Consider the following 18,401-nt stretch of genomic DNA (forward strand, 5'->3'; position numbering starts at 1 on the left):
CCATGTTCCACGTGGAACATTCCACGAAAATCAAAAAGATCTCCGTTTCCGAAGCGATCGTTCGGGAACGGAGATCTTTTTTGCGCGAATTATTCTGCGGCCAGCGTTTCGTTCATGCTGCCGGTGCGGTAGCCCTGCAGATCGAGCGCGGCGTAGCTGAAGCCGATCTTTTTGAACTCGGCGGCGAGTCGCGCGCGGTTTTGCATGATCAGGGGGAACTGTTCGGGCAGCGCCTCGATGCGGGCCACGTCGCCGTGAACGCGCACGCGCATCTGCGAGAGTCCAAGGTCGAGGAGCAGCTGTTCGGCCCGCTCCACCATGTTCAGTCTTTCTTCGGTGATCGGTTCGCCGTAGACGAAGCGCGAGGCGAGGCAGGCGAAGGACGGTTTGTCCCACGTCGACAGCCCCAGCTCTTTGGAAAGCGCGCGGATCTCCGCTTTGTACAGCCCGGCTTCGCGCAGCGGGCTTGCGACGCCTAGTTCGGCGACGGCCTGCAGGCCGGGGCGGTAATCGCCCAGGTCGTCCATGTTGCTGCCCTCGGCGACGCAATCGAAGCCGAGCGACGCGGCCAGCGCGGTCATTTTCTCGAACAGAGAGCGTTTGCACAGATAACAGCGGTTGCGCGGGTTTTCGCGAATGCCGGGAACGCTCAGTTCGTCGCAGACGCAAATCTCGTGGCGGATGCCCTCGCGCGCGCAGAATTCGCTGGCTTCGTCGCGCTCGCGCCGGGGGAAAAAGCAGGACTGCGCGGTAATGGCGAGGACGCGGTCGCCCAGCGCCTCGCGGGCGGCCTTCAAAAGAAACGTCGAATCGACGCCGCCGGAAAACGCCACGGCGACGCCGCCAAGTCCGCGCAGACAATCTTTGAGCCGTTCGTACTTTTCGTGAAGCTGATCCATGAAGCAATTCCTTTCAGGCGTTTACTCGCTTTCACCGAGGAAGGCACGCACGCAGTTGGCGGCTTCGAAATCCTTTTTGCCCATGCCGTAGCCGATGGACGAAACGGTCATCACGGGCATGGGACGAAAATCGGAGACAAAGTGTCTGAGCAGCGCCGCGCCGGTGGGCGTGCACAGTTCGCCGTTCTCGTGGCCGCCGTATATGGGCACGCCGCGCAGGATCAGAGCGGTCGCCGGCGCGGGCACGGGCATGACGCCATGGGCGCAGTGCACGTGCCCACTGCCGACGTTGACGGCGGAAGCGAGCACGCGGCGCGGCGCCAGATCCTCCATCAGCGTGCAGACGGCAGCGATGTCGGCGACGGCGTCCAGGGCGCCTACTTCGTGGAAGTGGATCTCCGTCACCGGCACGCCGTGAACGGCGCTCTCGGCCGCGGCGATGATCTTGTACACTTCGAGAACCTGCGCGCGCACGCTCTCGGAAACGTTCAGACCGTTGACGACGGTCTCGATGTCGGCCATGCCGCGGTGGACGTGACGATGTCCGTGGTCGTGATCGTGACTGTGTTCGTGTCCGCCATGCTCGTGGCGGCAACCGCAGCCGCCATGCTCGTGATGATGTTCGTGCCCATCGGCGCCCTCTTCCTCGCCGTCGACCGTGACCGTCATCTGCGTGCCGGTGATGCCGCACTTGACGCCCTTCGCCGCGGCAAAACGCACGCCGGGCACGCCGAGCGCGTTCAGCTTCGCGAGCGCCGCCTCCCGGTCGGGCGTCAGTTCCAGCAATGCGGCCGTCAGCATGTCGCCGGCCGCGCCCATCGCGCAGTCGAAATAAATCGTTTTCATTTTTTGACCTCCATATGATTGACCATGCTGGCAAAATAGCCCGCGCCGAAACCGTTGTCGATGTTCACGACCGTAACGCCGCTGGCGCAGGAATTGAGCATCGAGAGCAGGGCGGAAACGCCGCCGAATGACGCGCCGTAGCCCACGCTCGTCGGCACGGCGACGACGGGACAGTCGACCAGCCCGCCGATGACGCTGGCCAGCGCCCCCTCCATGCCGGCCACGGCGATAATGACGCTGGCGCTCATCAGATCGTCGAGATGCGACAGCGTGCGGTGCAGTCCGGCCACGCCCACGTCGTACAGGCGCAGCACGTCGTTGCCCAGCATCTGCGCCGTCAGCGCCGCCTCCTCGGCGACGGGGACGTCGCTCGTGCCGCCGGTGGCGACGACGACGCGGCCGATGCCGTCGGGCTTCGGAAAGCCGCCGACGAGCCCGAGCCGCGCCTCGGCATGATATTCGATCGGGAAGGCGGCGTTCACCTCTCGCGCCGCTTCCGGCGACAGGCGCGTGATGATCGCGTTGTTCTGCCCGTGACGGGCCATGACGCCGAGAATGGCGACGATCTGCCGCGGCGTTTTGCCCGCGCCGTAGATCACTTCCGCCGCGCCCTGCCGCACCGGACGGTGCAGGTCCACCTTGGCGAAACCGATGTCCTCGAACGGCGCTTCTTTCAGGGCCAGCAGCGCCTGCTCCACCGGCACCGCACCGTCGCGCACGCCTTCGAGCAGTTTTTTGATTGAAGTTTTCATCCCGTCACTCCTCGATTCACCGCCGCTTCACCGCAAATACGGCGCAGAGTCAGTATATTGTACCCCATGAAGTTCATTTCAGGTCAAAAAAGCTCCCCGCGCCGAAATGCTCCGACCACGGGAAGCCCGAAAATTTCGCTTTTTCAAATACCGCCGGCGCCGGAACCGTCCTTTTTGGTCAGCTCAGCCAGCTTGCGCCCGTCAAGATAGGCGAGGATCATCGAGTCAAGTTCCTGCCACATCGGCAGCGTGCGGCATTCTTCGCGGCGGCCGCACTTTTCGCCGTGCTCCGCCAGACAGCTCACCGTCGCCAGCGCAGGCTCGGTCAGCCGCAGGATGTGCCCCACCGTCAACTCCTCCGGCGCAATGGCCAGTTTGTAGCCGCCGCCTTTGCCGCGCATGCCGGTAAGGATCTTGCCGCGCACCAGCGACTTGAGAATGGCCTCCAGATATTTTTCGGAAATCTGCTGGCGCTCGGCGATCGCCCGCAGCGGCACATAATCCCCAGTCTGATGCTCGGCCAGATCGATCAGCACGCGCAGAGCGTAGCGCCCCTTCGTCGAAACAAGCATATGATATTTCTCCCTCGTCCACGATAAAACCCCGTTCGATGTCAGCGCTATTATACATCAACTCACGAATCCGCACTCGACCGTCCGCGACGGACGGTAAAAAAGCACTTGCTTTTTTCGGATTTCGTGCTTAAATAATCCCAACAACTTCACAACGTCAAACCGAAGAAGCGGAGATAAAACCGCAGCGCGCGCTCACAGAGAGCCGGGGCAGCTGAGATCCCGGCAGAAATGCGGCTCGGACAAATGGACCGCCGAGGGCGGACCCCAACGGCGAGAGATCGCCCAGTAGGGCCCGACGGGAGCTCCCGTAACAGAGCGGGGATGTGTTGGCATCCCGCGAGCGGCCTTTTTCGCGAAAGGCAATCAAGGTGGCACCGCAGGCCTTTTTTCGAGACCTGTCCTTGAACGTATCCGTTCAGGGGCAGGCCTCGTTTTTTGAAAGGAGGAAAGGCGCTGCCCCGGCATTACGCGTCGGCCGTTGTGAATTTTGCCGTTCCCGAAAAAATCATTTTCGAAAGAGAGGTTTTTGTCATGATCATGAAAAAGCTCTTCACGGCCTGCATCCTGATGGCCTTGTGCGCCTCCGCGGCTCTGGCCGCTCCGAAGTTCAGCGTCGGCATCGTCCAGTTGGTCGAACATCCTTCGCTCGACGAAGTGCGTCTCGCCATCCTCGACGAACTGAACGCGGCCGGCTACGGCCCCGACGTGGTCGAAATCGACTATCAAAATGGACAGAACTCGCCGGCGCTGATCAGCACCATCTGCCAGAAGTTCGTCGCCCGCGAAGTGAACGTCATCGTGCCCATCGCCACACCCGCCGCACAGGGCGCCGCTGCGGCCACGGAAACGATCCCCGTGATCTTCGCCGCCGTCTCCGACCCTGTCGCCGCCGGTCTGGTAAAGGATCCCGCTCATCCCGACGGCAACGTCACCGGCGTCAGCGACGCCATTCACCCCGGCAACGTGCTTGACCTCGCCGAAGAGCTCACGCCCGGCCTGAAGAACTACGGCGTCGTCTACAACACCGCCGAGGCCAACTCCACCAACACGGCGCGCAAGGCCGAGGCCGAGATGGCGAAGCGCGGCATCGCCTTCCGCGAAGCGATCGTCTCCACCGCCGCCGAGGTCGTCCCCGCCGTCAACTCGCTGATGGGCAAGGTCGACGCCATTTACGTGCCCGACGACAACACCACCGCTCTGGCCATGCCGCTGCTGTCGCAGGTAGCCATAGAGCACAAGGTCCCCGTCTACGCCGCGGTAGACTCGCTCGTGCGCGACGGCGGTCTGGCCACGAGCGGGATCAATTACACGAATCTGGGACGCCAGGCGGGGCAGATGATCATCCGCGTGCTGAACGGCGCGAAGATCGCCGACACGCCCGTGGAAGTGCTGCACGAAGTCTCCGTCGTGGTCAACAAGGAAACGGCCGCCGCGATCGGCGTCGACGTGTCCAAGTACGCCCAATAGCCTGACGGGGCTTTTGTCTTCATGAGTCTTCTTCTCGTTCGCGGCGCCGTCGAGCAGGGGCTGATCTACAGCCTTGTGGCGCTGGGACTGTACCTTTCCTTCCGCACGCTGAACATCGCCGACATGACTGTCGACGGCAGCTACACGTTGGGGGCGGCCGTCTCGGCGGCGCTGACGGCGGCGGGACACCCGTTTTGGGCGCTGTTCTGCGCCGTGCTGGCCGGCGCGGGAGCCGGACTGGTCTCGGCTTTTTTGCAGACGAAGCTGAAGATCCAGTCGATCCTCGCCGGCATCGTCACGATGACGGCGCTTTACTCGGTCAACCTGCGCGTCATGGGCGGCCGCGCCAATCTGACGCTGCTGCGTCTGGACACCGTATTTTCTCTGCTGAAATCCGTCCTGCCGCGCGCCGTTCAGCCTTGGGCGCGCCTGCTGATCGCCGCGGGCGCAGCCGTAATCGTGGGACTTCTGCTCGTGTTCTTTCTGCGCACGCGGCTGGGACTTTCGATCCGCGCCACCGGCGACAATCCGCGCATGGTCAGCGCCTCGTCCATCAATCCGCAGTACACGATCACCGTCGGCCTGTGCCTGGGCAACGCCATGCCGGCCCTGTCCGGCGCGCTGATCGCCCAATACCAGCAGTTCTGCGACATCACCATGGGCACGGGCATGGTCGTCATCGGCCTCGCTTCGCTGATCATCGGCGAGGTGCTCACCGGCGCCATGCGCTGGCCGTCGGTGCGCCGCGGCGTTTTTGCGGCGCTGCTGGGCGGCGCCGTGTACTGGCTCATCATCGCCGGCGCCATTTCCTCGTCGGTGTCGGCCAACGACCTCAAGCTGCTCTCGGCGCTGATCGTGGCGGCGGCCATCTCCTGGCCGGTGCTGGTGTCGCGCGTGAAGTTCGCGCTGCGGAAGAAGGCGAACCGCCGATGCTGACGCTCGACAGGATCAGCAAGACCTTCGACCCCGGCACGGCCGGCGAGAAGAAGGTGCTGGAGGACTTCTCGCTGCATCTCGACCGCGGCGAGTTCGTGACCGTCATCGGCTCCAACGGCGCCGGCAAATCGACGATCATCAACGCCGTCAGCGGCGCTTTTTACGTGGACAGCGGCCGCATCATGCTCGACGGGCAGGACGTCACGTTCATGAAGGATTACCGGCGCGCCCATTTCATCGGCCGTCTGTTTCAGGATCCGATGCAGGGAACGGCGCCGTCGATGTCGGTGGAGGAAAACCTTTCGCTGGCCTTCATCCGCAACGACGAGCACGTCTCGCCGTTCGGCCTGTCGGCGCGCGAGAAAAAATATCTGCGCGACCGCGTCGCCACGCTCGGTCTGGGGCTGGAAAATCGCATGAACGCGCGCGTCGGCACGCTCTCGGGCGGCCAACGCCAGGCATTGACGCTGCTGATGGCGACGCTGGTGACGCCGAAGCTGCTGATGCTCGACGAACACACGGCGGCGCTCGACCCGGCCACGGCGGAGAAGGTGCTGGCGCTGACGAAGAGCATCGTCGCCGAAAACAAGCTGACCTGCATGATGATCACGCACAATATCAGTTCGGCGCTGGCGCTCGGCTCGCGCACGATCATGATGGACAACGGGCGCATCCTCTTCGATCTGCGCGGCGAGGAGCGCGCCCGCATGACCGTGCCCGCGCTTCTGGACCGCTTCAAAGAGGCGGTGCAGAAGAATCTGGACAACGACCGCATGCTGCTCAGCTGAAATCAAACGCAAAGGAATCCGCCGGACGCCTCCAAAAAAACGGAGCGTCCGGCGGATTTCTTTTGCCGCCTTATGAACCGGCAAAAAAGCGGCTATTTCTTTTTGACGTCGACAAATTCTACCTTGAGCGCCATGCCCAGCCCCTTGGCAAGATTGTTGAGCGTCCGTAGCGACGGATTGCCGCGCCCGTTCTCGAGACGGCTGATGTCGGGCTGCGTGATGCCCGTCATCTCGGCAAGCTGCTTCTGCGTGACGTTCTTCTTGCGGCGGGCCTCGATCAGAGTCTTGATGACCTGATACTCGGGATCGTAAGCGTCCCACTTCGCTTTGTACTCGGGATCGCGAAGCTTCTTCTCCAGTTTCTTTTTGAAATCGTTCATCGCGGAATCTCTCCCCCTGTCGAAAATGGCAAAAAATTATTTACACAGAAACATTTTACACTGCATTACACGAACACTCCCCGGCTCCCCCGTACTTCAAGACTAGGAATTCCCCCACGCCGCCTCGACTCCGAGCGTATCGCACGATTCCTACCTTGACAGCAAAATAATTTGAGCACACACTTATTTTCTTGGTTATTATATGGAATCGTTCTTATAGTGTCAATAGGCTTTACAATTTTCGGATCCCAATGCATTAGCCTGAAATTCTTCAAGGTAAATGCAACGCAACATCCGGTACCCCGTTGCATTAAATCTGAATTAAAAGAAGCTTGCATTTAGTCTGAATTGATGAAAGACCTTTCTTACGAGACAACAGATCTCGGAAAGGAGTTCATCATCATGAACAAACATTTGACTCTGGCTGAAAGAAAAGCCATTGAAAGCGCCCTCAACCGGCGAGAATCTCTCAGAAGTATTGCCTCAACGGTTCTGAAGTCGCCGAGTACGATCTCCAGAGAGATCAGAAAACATGCAGAGACTGTCTTCAAAGGCTGTTATGGCCGGACAGCAAACTGCTGCCTTCACCGGTATGACTGCTCCGTTACTTCCCTTTGTAACACCTCTCCGAAATGCCGTTCACTGTGTTTCCGGTGCTCAAGATGTAATACGATGTGTCCTGACTTTAAGGAGGAGGTCTGCCCGCAGCTTTCGGTTCCTCCGTATGTCTGTAACGGCTGCCCCAGCCGTCACCGCTGCACTTTAAAAAAACGGATCTATTCTGCTAAATCTGCAAATGACTCTTACGGGAAAACTTTGCATGAGGCTCGTGAAGGCTTCAATATCTCCGATGCCGAGCTTGCAGATATTGATTCTTTTTCTCTCCTCTCATCAAACAGGGGCAGTCTCTCTATCATATTATCCGTAATAATCGAGATACTGTTCCCTGTTCTGAAAGTACCGCCAGACGGCTCCTGCTTTCGGGTATTTTAGAGGCACGGAAAATAGACTTGCCCCGAGCTGTCCGTTTTAAGAAGAGAAAGGGAAAAAGAAATAACATGAAGGTGGATAAAAAATGTCGTGAAGGCCGTACCTACAATGATTTTCTCTCTTTTTCGGAGAAACATCCGGACATGCTTATTACCGAAATCGACAGTGTCGTTGGCACCGCAGGAGGAAAAGTTCTTCTGACTGTCATCTTAAGAAACTGCAACTTTATGCTGGCTTTTTTGAGAGATAAAAATACTGCTCAATCTGTTGAGCAGATTTTTACAATGCTCTTCACTCTTCTGGGCAGGAAACGCTATAAGTCCATGTTTCAGGTCCTTCTTGCTGACAACGGTACAGAGTTTTCCAATCCGACGGCTATCGAAAAAGGTCCGGACGGAGAAAGAAAATCATATATGTTCTATTGCAATCCACAAGCACCGCAGGAAAAACCGAAGGTTGAAAATAATCATACTCTCATTCGAAGGATCCTTCCCAAGGGAACAACTTTCGACAATTTATCCCAAACTGATATCAACCTGATGATGTCTCATATAAACTCATACGGGAGGAAAAAATTTAACGGAAAATCTCCTGCAGAGATCTTTATCAACCTGTATGGCGAGGACGTATTGCATTTACTCGGACTCGAACTTATTCCGCCACAGGATATCTGTTTAAAGCGGACTCTTCTCGCCGGTAAATAACGGCTCCTTTTTAATTTCTTGATTGCATTAACTCTGAACTGAAAATTTTGCTTTCAGTTGAGGATCACTTTTGTATGCACTTTTTTCGGACAATTTCCTCGTAACAGCTTTTCATCCCCTTGAATTTGTTCCGTTAGCGCAATCTTGATCGTTATTATGTGTTCGTAATGACTGCTTGCTGCTTTTGTCCTGTTAAAGTAAATGCAACCCCGTCGCATTTACTTTGACGAGGTTGCATTTACTCTGAAAATTTACCCAATGCATTAGCCCTCACTTCAGAAAGGACTGAACTCCCAAGATAAACAGCATGATGACCGCCAAGACTTTCAGCCCAAAGCGACAGATCTCTTTCAGCGTGACTTGATTTTCCAAAGCTTCTTTTTCCTTCAGGAAGTCGCGCACGACCGATTCTCCTCCGTCAGCGGCAGTCATCCTGCCGCTTCGCACTGCGCGCGCAGCGTCGCGACCGCGGTAATCGCGGAAATTCCAAAAACGCTCTGAAGTTCCCAACGCGTCGCCGCGGCCGCTGCCTCAAAAACGACGACGATCGACTGACGCCGGATCCTTTCGCTGCGGCGGGGGCGTCGGCCCGATCGGGGGAGGGGGAGTGAAGCCGGCGTAACATCCGCGGCTCTCCATCGGCCCCGTGCCGCAGGTTTCGATCAGATGCGGGCGATACAAGACGTTTGCCAGACGAGGATTTCTCATGAAAGTGCAGATGATATAATGGATCTGCAACGATAGCAGAGAAGCGGAAAGGGAAAACGGCACATGAAAATCGTAAAAATCGATGATAGCGATAAAACAAAGTATATGGAACTTCTGCTGATCGCGGACGAACAGATCCATATGATAGAAAAATATTTGCAGCGCGGCGACATGTTTGCTTTATGCGACGACGACGTAAGGGCGATCTGTGTCGTTACGCAAGAGCACGCAGGGAGATACGAGCTTAAAAATATCGTTACCGTTCCTGAATACCAACGGAAAGGATATGGGCAAAAGCTCATTGCCTTTATCGTTGATCACTACAAGGAGCCTGGCGGCGAGTTATACGCAGGGACAGGCGACACTCCTGCGATACTTCGTTTCTACGAAAGATGCGGATTTGTAAGATCACACATCGTCAAAAATTTCTTTGTAGAGAATTATGACCACCCCATATATGAAGATGGTCGACAGCTGATCGATATGATTTACTTGAAAAGGGATCTATAAAGAGCCGTCGTTGCGGCGGCCGGTTTAGGCGCCTGAACGAAATACGGCAGCCTCACGGCGGTTTTGAAATAACGATCAAAGCCGCCGTTTTTCTTTTTGAAGATCGTCCCCCAAGCCCTTCTCCGCCGGCTCGAAGCCCGGCAGGAAGGTCAGCGTGGTGACGCGGTCGAGCAGTCCGCCGGGCGCGACCATGCCGCGGCGCTCGACGCCGGGGCGGAGCGTGGTGACGACGACGCGGCCGACCACGATGCGCCCGCTCAGATCGGGATCGTCCTCCGACGCCAGCCGCACGCCCCACAGGTTGTGCAGGATCGCCGGCTCGCCCTGGGGCGACAGCCCGACGAACAGGGCCACATGCCCTTTCATGCCGACCAGCGTGCGGAAGGGGACGCCGCGCGCGCGGATGATCTTCAGTTTTTCCTCGTTGCTCTTTCCGGTCAAATCGACGAAAACGCCGCACTTCGCCTGCAAGGAACTGTGGTGCGGCAGGCCAATGCCGAAGGGCAGGAACAGATCGTGCATGGTGGCCGAGCAGTCGCGGTCTTCGAACAGGCCGCCCCAGCCGTAATTCACGCCCATGAAGCGGTCGGCCAGAGCGCCGACGCCGGCGGCGTCCAGCGGCAGCGGCCAACGCTGCGCCGCTCCGGCGGCGGCACAGGCATGAGCGATCCTTGCCGTGCCGCTTGCGGTGCGCACGGGCACGTTCAGCACCAGCATGCCGTCGCGCTCCGCCGCCGCGGGGAAAATCGCGCCCGCGTGAACGACGGCCAAAGTGCGCCCCTTGGCGTCGCGCAACGGCGTGTCGTCGGCCACGATCACGCCGTAACGGCCGGTGTCGTACTTCTCCATGAACGAACGCCCCGCCAGCGCCACGTCGGCGGCTCTGATCCAGCCGGAAAACAGCCCGGACTCGCACAGATACCAAGCGCCGCTGCGGTCGGCGTGTTTCACGCGCAGCGGCGTGCCGGCCCAAACGGCGCCGCACTGCATGTAATCGAACGGGAAGCCTTCGCCGGCGGCGGCGGGATCGGCGAGAGCGGGACGTCCCGTGGGCAGCGCCCGGGCGCTGGTGTTGACGACAGCGACGGCGGCGCGGTCCATGGAGGGGAAACGATCCATGGCGGCCTGCCCGCGCAGGGCTATCTTTTTCTCCTCCGTCAGCGGCCGCAGATTTTCGCCCCAGCGCGGCGCGTCGAGCACGTCGAAGCCCCATCCGGAAACGAGAGGATCGTCCACGGCGCCGCCGCGCCACGGCGCAAAAAATTTCGCCATGGCCGCCGCGGCCAGTTCGTGCTGTTTTTTTCCGTCAAGCCAGCGCACGTTCAGCGCGCCGCGCAGATACGACGACGGCACCTGAGAAAGTTCGTCCAGATCGGCGATGCGTTCGCCCGTCAGGTTCAGCGCCGGGCGCGCCGCCGCCGGCGCAGCCAGCAAAGCCAGCAGCAGCGAAACGCCGCCAAGCATATCAAATCTCATCATGATCGAAAACTCCTTTAAAAGACGGATCGCGCGGACGAGCATGAAGTCCGCGCGATCTATTTTATACTGATTTTCGATAGAAAGCATTACCACATTTTGCTGAGCGTGGTCTTTTAACAAAGAAACAGAGTTACTCCAACTCCTCGCAGGAAACGACCTCTTTCGCGCTCGTGAACTCATACCAGCGCAGACCGCGCCCGTCGCAGAGCATTTCGCCCGACTGGTTGTCGTACGGATCGCAGCGCCAGCCTTCCCACGGCACGGGAAAATCCGCCTGAAAGGCCGTGTTGGCCGCCATGCGCCACGGGTCGAGATGGCCGAAATAAAACTGCCGCCGCGCCTCGTTTCCGTCGCGCGCCGCGCCGCCGCCGAAGGACGGATCGGCGTACAGCCAGCCGAACGGAGGCGCGTAGAACATCATCCAGTCGTGTCCGCTGCAGAAGTTCGGCCGCGTCACCCAGCCGCTTTCCCAGCGCGCCGGTATGCCCGACACCCGGCACAGGGCGATCAGCAGCAGCGCCTGCACGCCGCAGTCGCCCGTCAGGTTGCGGGCACAGCTGGCGGCGATGTCCTCAAGGCAGAAATAATCGGGCATGAAGCGATACTTCACGTTCAGCGTGATGAAATCGTAAAAACGCCGCGCTTTTTCCAGCGCCGTTTCGGCGCCGCCGGCGATCTCGCGCGCCAGACTCTTCATGAAAGGCGTAAAGAGCACGTGCGGCGGCAGTTCGGCCGTGTCGTCCAGCTGCGGAGCCTCGCCGCGGGGCTGCTGCGGCGGCCGGGACAGATCGACAAAGTTTTGACGGCGCGTGAACGAGAACTCCACGGAAAAATCGTGATTCCACTCCATCGTCTCGTTCCAGACGACGACGCGCTGCGGCGCGTCCTCCGGCGCGAGCAGCGACGGCTGCGGCGAGACCAAGTCGATCGCAACGCCGCTCTGGGAAGGACAGGCGCAGGGCAATGGCAGCGCCGCGCTCACCTTCATGCCGGGGCGGAACAGCTCGTCTTTGACGCGCAGCGAAGCGCGGCAGCGAAAGCGCACCGCCATGCTCCCCTTCTCGCGCATCAGGCGCGCAGCGCGGTCGAGCCGCGACTCGCCGTTTTCGTCCGGCGGCTCGGTTCCGGCGGGGACGACGCCCGCCCGCGCGGCAAAACGCGCGTCCACCTTACAGAGCGTCTCGAAAAAACGCCCGAAATAGCGCGGTTCGCCGTTCACGTAGATCCATTCGACGCGCCCGTCGCGGACCATCTCATCGAACTCGTCAGCGCCGAAATCGGCGATATGCGCCCGCACCAACTCCAGCGCCTCGTCGCGGCGGTAAGGGAAGTTCCCCGGCAGGCGGCGGATCATCTCCGCCTGCGCCGTCAGGGCGTACCGCATCTCCGCCGGCATGTTCCCGCAAGCCAGACGCCGCTCGATCGCCGCCAGAGCGCCTTCGAAATCCCCGTGTTCCTTCATGCGCCGAACATCCTCCGGCAGGCCGGCGTGAAGCGCGCGAAAATTTCCGTTCAGTTCCATTCAGATCCTCCGTTCCGTCAAAAACAGCCCCGCCGCGGGGACGGGGCTGCGCCGTTTTTCGCTGTTATCACGCGAACATTTTCATCAGATACGCGGCCGCAAAGCCGAGAATGTTGCCCGCCGCGGCGCCGATCACGCCCATGACCACGCCGATAGCGGTATAGCCGGGATTGTAGGCTGCCGCCACGATCGGGGCCGAGGCCGCGCCGCCGATGTTGGCCAGCGACGCCGTGGAGACCATGCACAGGTCGAAGTGGAACAGCTTCGAGAAGATCACCATGGCGACGATGTGGACGATGAACACGAACAGCCCGGCCATCAGCCACATCGGCGCGTCGAGCAGTTCGTTCAGTCCGGCGCGGGAAGCCAGCAGCGAGATGACGGCGTAAAGGTACATCGTCGACAGCGCGTCGGCGCCGGCGATGCGCCCGATCGGCGACAGCGCCGCGAGCAGGCCGAACGCCGTGACGATCAGCATCGTGCAGGTGGAGCCGTTGAACACATCCTTGAGCATGCCGGGCATCAGGCCGGCCACGTACTTGCCCGCCACCTGCGACAGCGCCGAAACCATCAGCGACAGGCCGAGCAGGATGGTGAGCGTGGCGCCGCTCATCTTCGCCGTGCCTTCCTCGGCGGCCTTCTGAGCGTCTTCCGCCTCTTCGAACGTCACCGTGCGCGCGTTGCAGAAACGGTTCCACGCCTTCTCGAGCGGCACCGCCATCAGCAGCAGCGCGATCCAGACCGAGTAATAGATCGTGTCGACGATCAGCGCGCAGGCGTAATCGCCCTCCGGCACCTCCAGCGCGCCCTGCAGCGCCGCCATGTTGGCCGAGCCGCCGATCCACGAGGCGCACAGAGCGCCCATGGCGCGCCAGGATTCGGCACCGATCCTGCTCTTGAACATCACGTACGCCGCCACAAAGCCGGCCATGATCGTAAAGGCGCAGCAGAAGAAGATCGCCAGCATGCGCGGCCCGATCTTGACCATCTTGCGGATGTCGCAGCGCAGCAGCATCACGAAGATCATGCCGTACAGCAGATTGTTCTTCACCGCCGAGTAGGCCGGCGCCGTGGCCTTCATGTCCCACAGGCCGACCGTGCAGAAGAGCATGTTGAACAGATAGACCATGACGATCGGCGGCACGAAATCGAAGATTTTCCAGTTGGTCGCTTTCTGGCACCACACGAGCAGTCCGGCGAAGAACACGAGGAACGCCACATAGGTAAATCCGCTGGTAATCAACATTTTTCTTCCCCCTTATTAAATAAAAATCTCATGTCATAGACGACGGCAAAACAAAGACGCCCGCTTCCGCCACCGCAGTTTTATGACGTCTTGTGAATTATCAGAAAAACGCTGGAATCGTCCACTTCCGTCACCTGATAGGGGAAGCCGGAAGCCGCTCCGATCCTCTCAAAATCATCGGGCGTGTGAGTCACCGCTTTGAATCCGTCCGCGCAAACGATAACGCCGTCTTTCGTCCTTTCGGGATCGATCGCTCCCAGCAGTCCTTTGGAAGCCTGCTCCTCAAACCATTTCAGGCGGAAATCCCAGAACTTCGCGCTGTAGCTGCTGAAATAGGCCGCGCCTCCGGGAGCCAGCAAACCGATGATATCCTTAATGACCCTATCGTCGGCTCTCATCGCGGAAAGGCCGTTCTGCAAACAGAGCACGACGTCGAACTGACGGTCGAAACTCATGTCGTGTACGTCCATCACCACCATGTCCGCATTGGGGAAATCCTTCACGTACCGTTTTCCCAATTTGACGTTCTCTTCCGAGATATCCATACCGACGATAGAGGCGCAGCAAGGAGCAAGCTCTTTTACAATTCGCCCATACCCGGCGCCGAGCTCCAGAACGCGCTCGCGCCCGGACAGCCGCGTTCTGACAAACTCGATCTCCGCTTCAAGATATTGCTTTATCCGCGGGAGAGAGGTCTCATATACCTGATACAGTTTCTGAGAATTGAGGTTCTCGGCATAGTAATTCTTTTTCATCGGTCCTCCCTTTCCAGATCCTCCCCATGCGATCATCCGTTCCACTTCACGCCGGGGACGCGCGAGGCGGCTCCGCGCCGCGGGGTTTTGTCCGCTTGCCATGGCTTCAATGATTATATCTTTTCAAAGGCAAGAGCGCAATAAACAAAAACGCGACGCCCGGCGCGGAAGCCTCCGTTACCAAGAGGTGACCCGGACACTGTATTGTGCCTTCTTCCGCTCGGAAACGTCCTGCGGTTAAAATAGCGCCGTCGGGAACGAACGGCCGCTTCTTTTTCGGCGGCACGGCGGCAATTCATCAGACAAAGTCAGTCCCCTGACACTTTTTCGAGCGCCGTTTTCGGACAAAAGAACGCGGCGGCGCTACAATGGACATATGATTCGTACAAATGGAAAGGAAGGTGCCGTCATGAACCAGTCGGAACGCTGCCTATGGCTCATCGAAAAGCTGCTCGCCGAAAAACCGTCGCAATATGCCGACGTAAAAATCCCCGCCGCGCCCGAGGAACGGAAACGTCTGCTGCGCGCGCTGATGAACGTGCGTCAGCCGGCCCCCGTTGCCGAGGAATTTCTGCGGATCCAAGACGAATATCTGCAGGAGGAGACGCGGCTGAAAGGCGTGGTCACGATCGCGTCGCTCTCCCCCGCCGAGCCGGGGATCTTCCTGTGGCAGGGCGACATCACACGGCTGGCCGCCGACGCCATCGTCAACGCCGCCAACGGCTCGCTGCTGGGCTGTTTCGTCCCTTGTCACGGCTGCATCGACAACGCCATCCATTCGGCGGCGGGCGTGCAGCTGCGGAACGAATGCGCGGCGCTTATGGAGCGGCTGGGCGGCAGCGAGCCGCCGGGACGCGCGCGGATCACCGGCGCGTACAATCTGCCCTGCCGCTTCGTGATTCACACCGTCGGGCCGGTCGTCGGCGGCACGGTCACGGACGAGGACCGCAGGCTGCTGGCGTCGTGCTACCGCTCCTGTCTGGCGCTGGCGGCGGAAAGGAACCTGCGCTCGATCGCGTTCTGCTGCGTCTCCACCGGCGAGTTCCGCTTCCCCAACGAGGAAGCGGCGGCCATCGCCGTCGCCGCGGTCAAAGGCTTTCTTGCCGAGCACAAAGGGATGGAGGTCGTCTTCGATGTCTTTAAAGAACTGGATCGAAAAATATATTCCCGTCTCCTCGGCGCCCGCTGAAGTTTCCCGTGAGGAAATCCAAAAGCTGCGCTCGGCGCTGCGCGAATGCCCGACGGTCGTGCTCGGCGCGGGCGCGGGGCTTTCCACGGCGGCGGGCTTCGACTACGAGGGCGAGCGGTTCCGCAAATACTTCGGCGACTTTGCGGCGCGCTGCGGTTTTTCCGACATGTATTCAGGCGGTTTTTACCGTTACGAGACGCTCGAAGAGCAGTGGGCGTTCTGGAGCCGCTGCATCTACGTCAATCGCTACATGGACGCGCCCCGGCCGACGTACCGCCATCTGCGCGCGCTGCTGCGCGGCAAGGATTATTTCGTCGTCACCACCAACGTCGATCACTGCTTCCAGAAAGCGCGCTTCGACAAGGAGCGCCTGTTTTACACGCAGGGCGATTACGGCCTCTGGCAATGCTCCATACCGTGCCACCAACTCACCTACGACAATAGGGAAACGGTGCGGCAAATGGTGCTGGCGCAGGGCTTCGCCATCGACGCCGACGGCCGGCTCGAACCGCCTTTGCATGAAAAGCCGAAAATGCGCGTGCCTTCGAAGCTGATCCCGCTCTGCCCGAAATGCGGCAAGCCGATGACCATGAACCTGCGCTCCGACGACGCGTTCGTCGAGGACGAAGGCTGGCACGCGGCGGCGCGACGCTACGAGGAATTCCTGAAAAAACACAAAACGGGAAAAGTGCTTTATCTCGAACTCGGCGTCGGCTCCAACACGCCGGGCATCATCAAGTACCCGTTCCAGATCCGCACGCTCCGGAACCCCGACGCCGTGTACGCGCTCGTCAACGAGCGGCCGCAAAGCGTCCCTGAGGAGATCCGCGCCCGCTCCATCGCCGTGACCGCCGACATCGGCGCCACGCTCGAAGCGCTGCGTGGAGCCTGAAAGGCAGGACAAAAAGCCACCACGGAGACACGAAAAAAAAGCATATAATTGGCATTGTTCCACGTGGAACATTCCATACGCAAAAAGCCTGGCGATCGAGCGACCGTCAGGCTTTTTGCGTGTCTTCGCCTTGTTTTCCCCGCGTTCCGCGGCGGATCCTGTCCCGTGGTCCGGGCCCCTTCAAAAAATGCCGCCCGAGCGCAGGGCAATCGCTTACGAAAATCCACTCGAGGAAATTGCCATTAAGCTCACGAGAAGAAGAAAGCCGCAACGCAGAAAAGTAAGTTCATCCCAAGAAAGCCTCCCTGCGGTAGAATACAAAGAAACACCGAAAACGCCCCAAAACACCGACAGGAGGCACGAAAATGAACCAGACATTTCTGGAACTGCTGGCAGAAATTGAAGATTTCCGCACAGGCAACGCGATCCACTATCGGCTCCAGGATATCCTTCTGGTCAGCGTGCTGGCCGTGATCTGCAACATGGATACCTATACGGAAATGGCCATGTTTGCCGATCATCAGAAGAAATATCTGGCGCCGTTCTGCGACTTCCGCCACGGCACCCCTTCTCACGATACCTTTGGCAAGGTGTTGAGCCGCCTCGATCCCCGCGTGTTGTCCGAACGCTTCAACGCCTGGATGAGCGAGCTGTACGTCCACCTGGGCAAGTTGGCGGAGTCAAGAGGCATGACCGTCGCCATCGACGGCAAGACCATATGCCGCAGCGGCAGTTCCGAACGGAAAGCCAGTCACGTGCTCACCGCTTTTGCCAGTCGGGCGCAGCTGGTCCTCGGTCAGATCAAGACCGACGAGAAGAGCAACGAGATCACGGCCATCCCCGAACTGCTGGATCTCTTTCAGGTCAAAGACACCGTCGTCACCATCGACGCCATGGGGACGCAGAAGGACATCGCCGCCAAGATCATCGAAAAGGGCGGAGATTACGTCCTCGCCGTCAAAGGCAATCAGAAGAAACTGCACGACGACATCATCTGGCACCTGCGCAGCGAAGCGCAGGACACAAGCACAAGAGAACTCAAAGCCAAAGGACAGTATGCCAGCACCCTGGAGAAGGATCATGGGCGCATCGAGAGAAGAGAATGTTACCTTTCCAACGACCTGAGCTGGTTCGAAGGACTTGAAGACTGGCGAGGCATCACGGGCGTCGCCTGGATCCACAACACCCGGAACGTCGATAACAAGACCAGCACTGAAGACCATTACTTCATCTACAGCCTGAAAGGAGCCCGGGCGCAAGACCTTCTGCGCATCAAGAGAGAGCACTGGGCGATCGAGAACAACTTACACTGGATGCTAGACATGGCCTTCAGGGAGGATGACTGCCGTGCGAGAGCGAAGAACGCGGCGGAAGTGATGAACATTCTGCGAAAACTCGCTTTGCAGATGCTGAAGACCTGTGAAACATGCAAATGCGGGATGAGGAGCAAGCGCAAGCTCTGCGGGCTTGGCATTCCTACGGCTCTGCAGATCCTGGGGCTGGTGCCGACGGGCTTGCTTATTTCGTAAGCGATTGCCCTGGCCCGAGCGCGCTCAACTTGCATATTTCTGGTAGAATGTAAAAAATAAGCAAAGTCCTTTCGCCCGGGGCCGCGCAGCAGAATTTTCGCGGCCCCGGGGCCGGTCGGTTTTCGTCGCGACGGCGTCCCGTTTTTTTTGAAAACGGCGGTTGCAAAAAAATACCGATGCGTTTATACTGCGGCATAATTTCCACTCGGCACGGGAACACCCGGCGAGCGAATT

The 18,401-nt window shown here is 59.4% G+C and carries 18 protein-coding genes; 8 read left to right on the plus strand and 10 right to left on the minus strand.

Features of this window, described 5'->3' with window-relative positions:
* Positions 1–89 precede the first annotated feature (89 nt).
* The 4 genes from larE to RAH42_RS11460 all read right to left on the minus strand — a co-directional run bounded on the left by larE (position 90) and on the right by RAH42_RS11460 (position 3,069).
* Positions 90–899: an ATP-dependent sacrificial sulfur transferase LarE gene (gene larE, locus RAH42_RS11445; RefSeq protein WP_078015840.1), complete on the minus strand. Its 810-nt coding sequence runs from the start codon at positions 897–899 to the stop codon at positions 90–92.
* A gap of 21 nt (positions 900–920) precedes the next feature.
* Complete coding sequence (locus RAH42_RS11450) at positions 921–1,745, minus strand: LarC family nickel insertion protein (protein ID WP_317539554.1); 825 nt, start codon at positions 1,743–1,745, stop codon at positions 921–923.
* Positions 1,742–2,497 (minus strand): nickel pincer cofactor biosynthesis protein LarB, encoded by a 756-nt coding sequence (gene larB / locus RAH42_RS11455; RefSeq protein WP_120371691.1) that lies wholly within the window; start codon positions 2,495–2,497, stop codon positions 1,742–1,744. The genes RAH42_RS11450 and larB overlap by 4 nt, the downstream gene beginning before the upstream one ends.
* A gap of 143 nt (positions 2,498–2,640) precedes the next feature.
* The gene (locus RAH42_RS11460; RefSeq protein ID WP_120371690.1) at positions 2,641–3,069 is read right to left on the minus strand and encodes an Rrf2 family transcriptional regulator; all 429 of its coding nucleotides are present in this window, start codon (positions 3,067–3,069) and stop codon (positions 2,641–2,643) included.
* Between the two features lie 534 nt (positions 3,070–3,603).
* Here RAH42_RS11460 and RAH42_RS11465 point away from each other — a divergent pair.
* The 3 genes from RAH42_RS11465 to RAH42_RS11475 are packed head-to-tail and all read left to right on the plus strand — an operon-like array spanning position 3,604 to position 6,263.
* On the plus strand, positions 3,604–4,539 hold the full coding sequence (locus RAH42_RS11465) for an ABC transporter substrate-binding protein (RefSeq protein ID WP_317539555.1): 936 nt from the start codon (positions 3,604–3,606) through the stop codon (positions 4,537–4,539).
* A 21-nt stretch (positions 4,540–4,560) separates the two neighbouring features.
* Positions 4,561–5,475, plus strand: coding sequence for an ABC transporter permease (locus tag RAH42_RS11470; RefSeq protein ID WP_317539556.1), 915 nt, complete (start codon positions 4,561–4,563; stop codon positions 5,473–5,475).
* Positions 5,469–6,263: an ATP-binding cassette domain-containing protein gene (locus tag RAH42_RS11475; protein ID WP_120371687.1), complete on the plus strand. Its 795-nt coding sequence runs from the start codon at positions 5,469–5,471 to the stop codon at positions 6,261–6,263. The genes RAH42_RS11470 and RAH42_RS11475 overlap by 7 nt, the downstream gene beginning before the upstream one ends.
* 92 nt (positions 6,264–6,355) lie before the next feature.
* Here RAH42_RS11475 and RAH42_RS11480 read toward each other — a convergent pair whose 3' ends face one another.
* The gene (locus tag RAH42_RS11480; protein ID WP_009163915.1) at positions 6,356–6,643 is read right to left on the minus strand and encodes a helix-turn-helix transcriptional regulator; all 288 of its coding nucleotides are present in this window, start codon (positions 6,641–6,643) and stop codon (positions 6,356–6,358) included.
* An 890-nt stretch (positions 6,644–7,533) separates the two neighbouring features.
* On the opposite strand from RAH42_RS11480, the gene RAH42_RS11485 reads away from it, so the two are divergent.
* Complete coding sequence (locus RAH42_RS11485; protein ID WP_317540263.1) at positions 7,534–8,337, plus strand: IS30 family transposase; 804 nt, start codon at positions 7,534–7,536, stop codon at positions 8,335–8,337.
* 270 nt (positions 8,338–8,607) lie between these two features.
* On the opposite strand, the gene RAH42_RS11490 is transcribed toward RAH42_RS11485, so the two are convergent.
* Positions 8,608–8,739, minus strand: coding sequence for a hypothetical protein (locus RAH42_RS11490; protein WP_317539557.1), 132 nt, complete (start codon positions 8,737–8,739; stop codon positions 8,608–8,610).
* Between the two features lie 411 nt (positions 8,740–9,150).
* Here RAH42_RS11490 and RAH42_RS11495 point away from each other — a divergent pair, with 411 nt between their 5' ends.
* Entirely contained in the window at positions 9,151–9,555 is a 405-nt protein-coding gene (locus RAH42_RS11495) for a GNAT family N-acetyltransferase (protein ID WP_317539558.1), read from the plus strand.
* A gap of 75 nt (positions 9,556–9,630) precedes the next feature.
* Here the strand turns inward: RAH42_RS11495 and RAH42_RS11500 are convergent, their stop codons facing one another.
* The 4 genes from RAH42_RS11500 to RAH42_RS11515 all read right to left on the minus strand — a co-directional run bounded on the left by RAH42_RS11500 (position 9,631) and on the right by RAH42_RS11515 (position 14,557).
* Positions 9,631–11,034 carry an SH3 domain-containing protein gene (locus RAH42_RS11500; protein WP_317539559.1) on the minus strand — a complete coding sequence of 468 codons (1,404 nt, stop codon included), beginning with the start codon at positions 11,032–11,034 and terminating at the stop codon, positions 9,631–9,633.
* Between the two features lie 130 nt (positions 11,035–11,164).
* Positions 11,165–12,556: a transglutaminase-like domain-containing protein gene (locus RAH42_RS11505; RefSeq protein WP_317539560.1), complete on the minus strand. Its 1,392-nt coding sequence runs from the start codon at positions 12,554–12,556 to the stop codon at positions 11,165–11,167.
* Between the two features lie 67 nt (positions 12,557–12,623).
* Entirely contained in the window at positions 12,624–13,802 is a 1,179-nt protein-coding gene (locus RAH42_RS11510; protein WP_317539561.1) for a DUF819 family protein, read from the minus strand.
* 80 nt (positions 13,803–13,882) lie between these two features.
* Positions 13,883–14,557 (minus strand): class I SAM-dependent methyltransferase, encoded by a 675-nt coding sequence (locus RAH42_RS11515; RefSeq protein ID WP_078015056.1) that lies wholly within the window; start codon positions 14,555–14,557, stop codon positions 13,883–13,885.
* Between the two features lie 409 nt (positions 14,558–14,966).
* Between RAH42_RS11515 and RAH42_RS11520 the strand changes: the two genes are divergently transcribed.
* The 3 genes from RAH42_RS11520 (at position 14,967) to RAH42_RS11530 (ending at position 18,167) form a co-directional block, all read left to right on the plus strand.
* The gene (locus RAH42_RS11520; protein ID WP_317539562.1) at positions 14,967–15,746 is read left to right on the plus strand and encodes a protein-ADP-ribose hydrolase; all 780 of its coding nucleotides are present in this window, start codon (positions 14,967–14,969) and stop codon (positions 15,744–15,746) included.
* Positions 15,691–16,638 (plus strand): Sir2 silent information regulator family NAD-dependent deacetylase, encoded by a 948-nt coding sequence (locus RAH42_RS11525; RefSeq protein ID WP_317539563.1) that lies wholly within the window; start codon positions 15,691–15,693, stop codon positions 16,636–16,638. Before RAH42_RS11520 ends, RAH42_RS11525 begins: the two co-directional genes overlap by 56 nt.
* Positions 16,639–17,003: 365 nt before the next feature.
* Positions 17,004–18,167: an ISAs1 family transposase gene (locus RAH42_RS11530; protein ID WP_317539564.1), complete on the plus strand. Its 1,164-nt coding sequence runs from the start codon at positions 17,004–17,006 to the stop codon at positions 18,165–18,167.
* The last annotated feature ends 234 nt before the right edge of the window (positions 18,168–18,401 follow it).

This window comes from Pyramidobacter sp. YE332, assembly GCF_033060595.1.
Classification (GTDB): domain Bacteria; phylum Synergistota; class Synergistia; order Synergistales; family Dethiosulfovibrionaceae; genus Pyramidobacter.

Excerpts from the sequence above, each read along its gene's own strand:
- RAH42_RS11515 (WP_078015056.1), bottom strand. The coding sequence starts at position 14,557 with ATGAAAAAGAATTACTATGCCGAGAACCTCAATTCTCAGAAACTGTAT.
- RAH42_RS11475 (WP_120371687.1), top strand. The coding sequence starts at position 5,469 with ATGCTGACGCTCGACAGGATCAGCAAGACCTTCGACCCCGGCACGGCC.
- RAH42_RS11465 (WP_317539555.1), top strand. The coding sequence starts at position 3,604 with ATGATCATGAAAAAGCTCTTCACGGCCTGCATCCTGATGGCCTTGTGC.
- RAH42_RS11495 (WP_317539558.1), top strand. The coding sequence starts at position 9,151 with ATGGAACTTCTGCTGATCGCGGACGAACAGATCCATATGATAGAAAAA.
- larB (WP_120371691.1), bottom strand. The coding sequence starts at position 2,497 with ATGAAAACTTCAATCAAAAAACTGCTCGAAGGCGTGCGCGACGGTGCG.
- RAH42_RS11470 (WP_317539556.1), top strand. The coding sequence starts at position 4,561 with ATGAGTCTTCTTCTCGTTCGCGGCGCCGTCGAGCAGGGGCTGATCTAC.
- RAH42_RS11505 (WP_317539560.1), bottom strand. The coding sequence starts at position 12,556 with ATGGAACTGAACGGAAATTTTCGCGCGCTTCACGCCGGCCTGCCGGAG.
- RAH42_RS11510 (WP_317539561.1), bottom strand. The coding sequence starts at position 13,802 with ATGTTGATTACCAGCGGATTTACCTATGTGGCGTTCCTCGTGTTCTTC.
- larE (WP_078015840.1), bottom strand. The coding sequence starts at position 899 with ATGGATCAGCTTCACGAAAAGTACGAACGGCTCAAAGATTGTCTGCGC.
- RAH42_RS11525 (WP_317539563.1), top strand. The coding sequence starts at position 15,691 with ATGTCTTTAAAGAACTGGATCGAAAAATATATTCCCGTCTCCTCGGCG.
- RAH42_RS11530 (WP_317539564.1), top strand. The coding sequence starts at position 17,004 with ATGAACCAGACATTTCTGGAACTGCTGGCAGAAATTGAAGATTTCCGC.
- RAH42_RS11520 (WP_317539562.1), top strand. The coding sequence starts at position 14,967 with ATGAACCAGTCGGAACGCTGCCTATGGCTCATCGAAAAGCTGCTCGCC.
- RAH42_RS11500 (WP_317539559.1), bottom strand. The coding sequence starts at position 11,034 with ATGATGAGATTTGATATGCTTGGCGGCGTTTCGCTGCTGCTGGCTTTG.
- RAH42_RS11460 (WP_120371690.1), bottom strand. The coding sequence starts at position 3,069 with ATGCTTGTTTCGACGAAGGGGCGCTACGCTCTGCGCGTGCTGATCGAT.
- RAH42_RS11480 (WP_009163915.1), bottom strand. The coding sequence starts at position 6,643 with ATGAACGATTTCAAAAAGAAACTGGAGAAGAAGCTTCGCGATCCCGAG.
- RAH42_RS11450 (WP_317539554.1), bottom strand. The coding sequence starts at position 1,745 with ATGAAAACGATTTATTTCGACTGCGCGATGGGCGCGGCCGGCGACATG.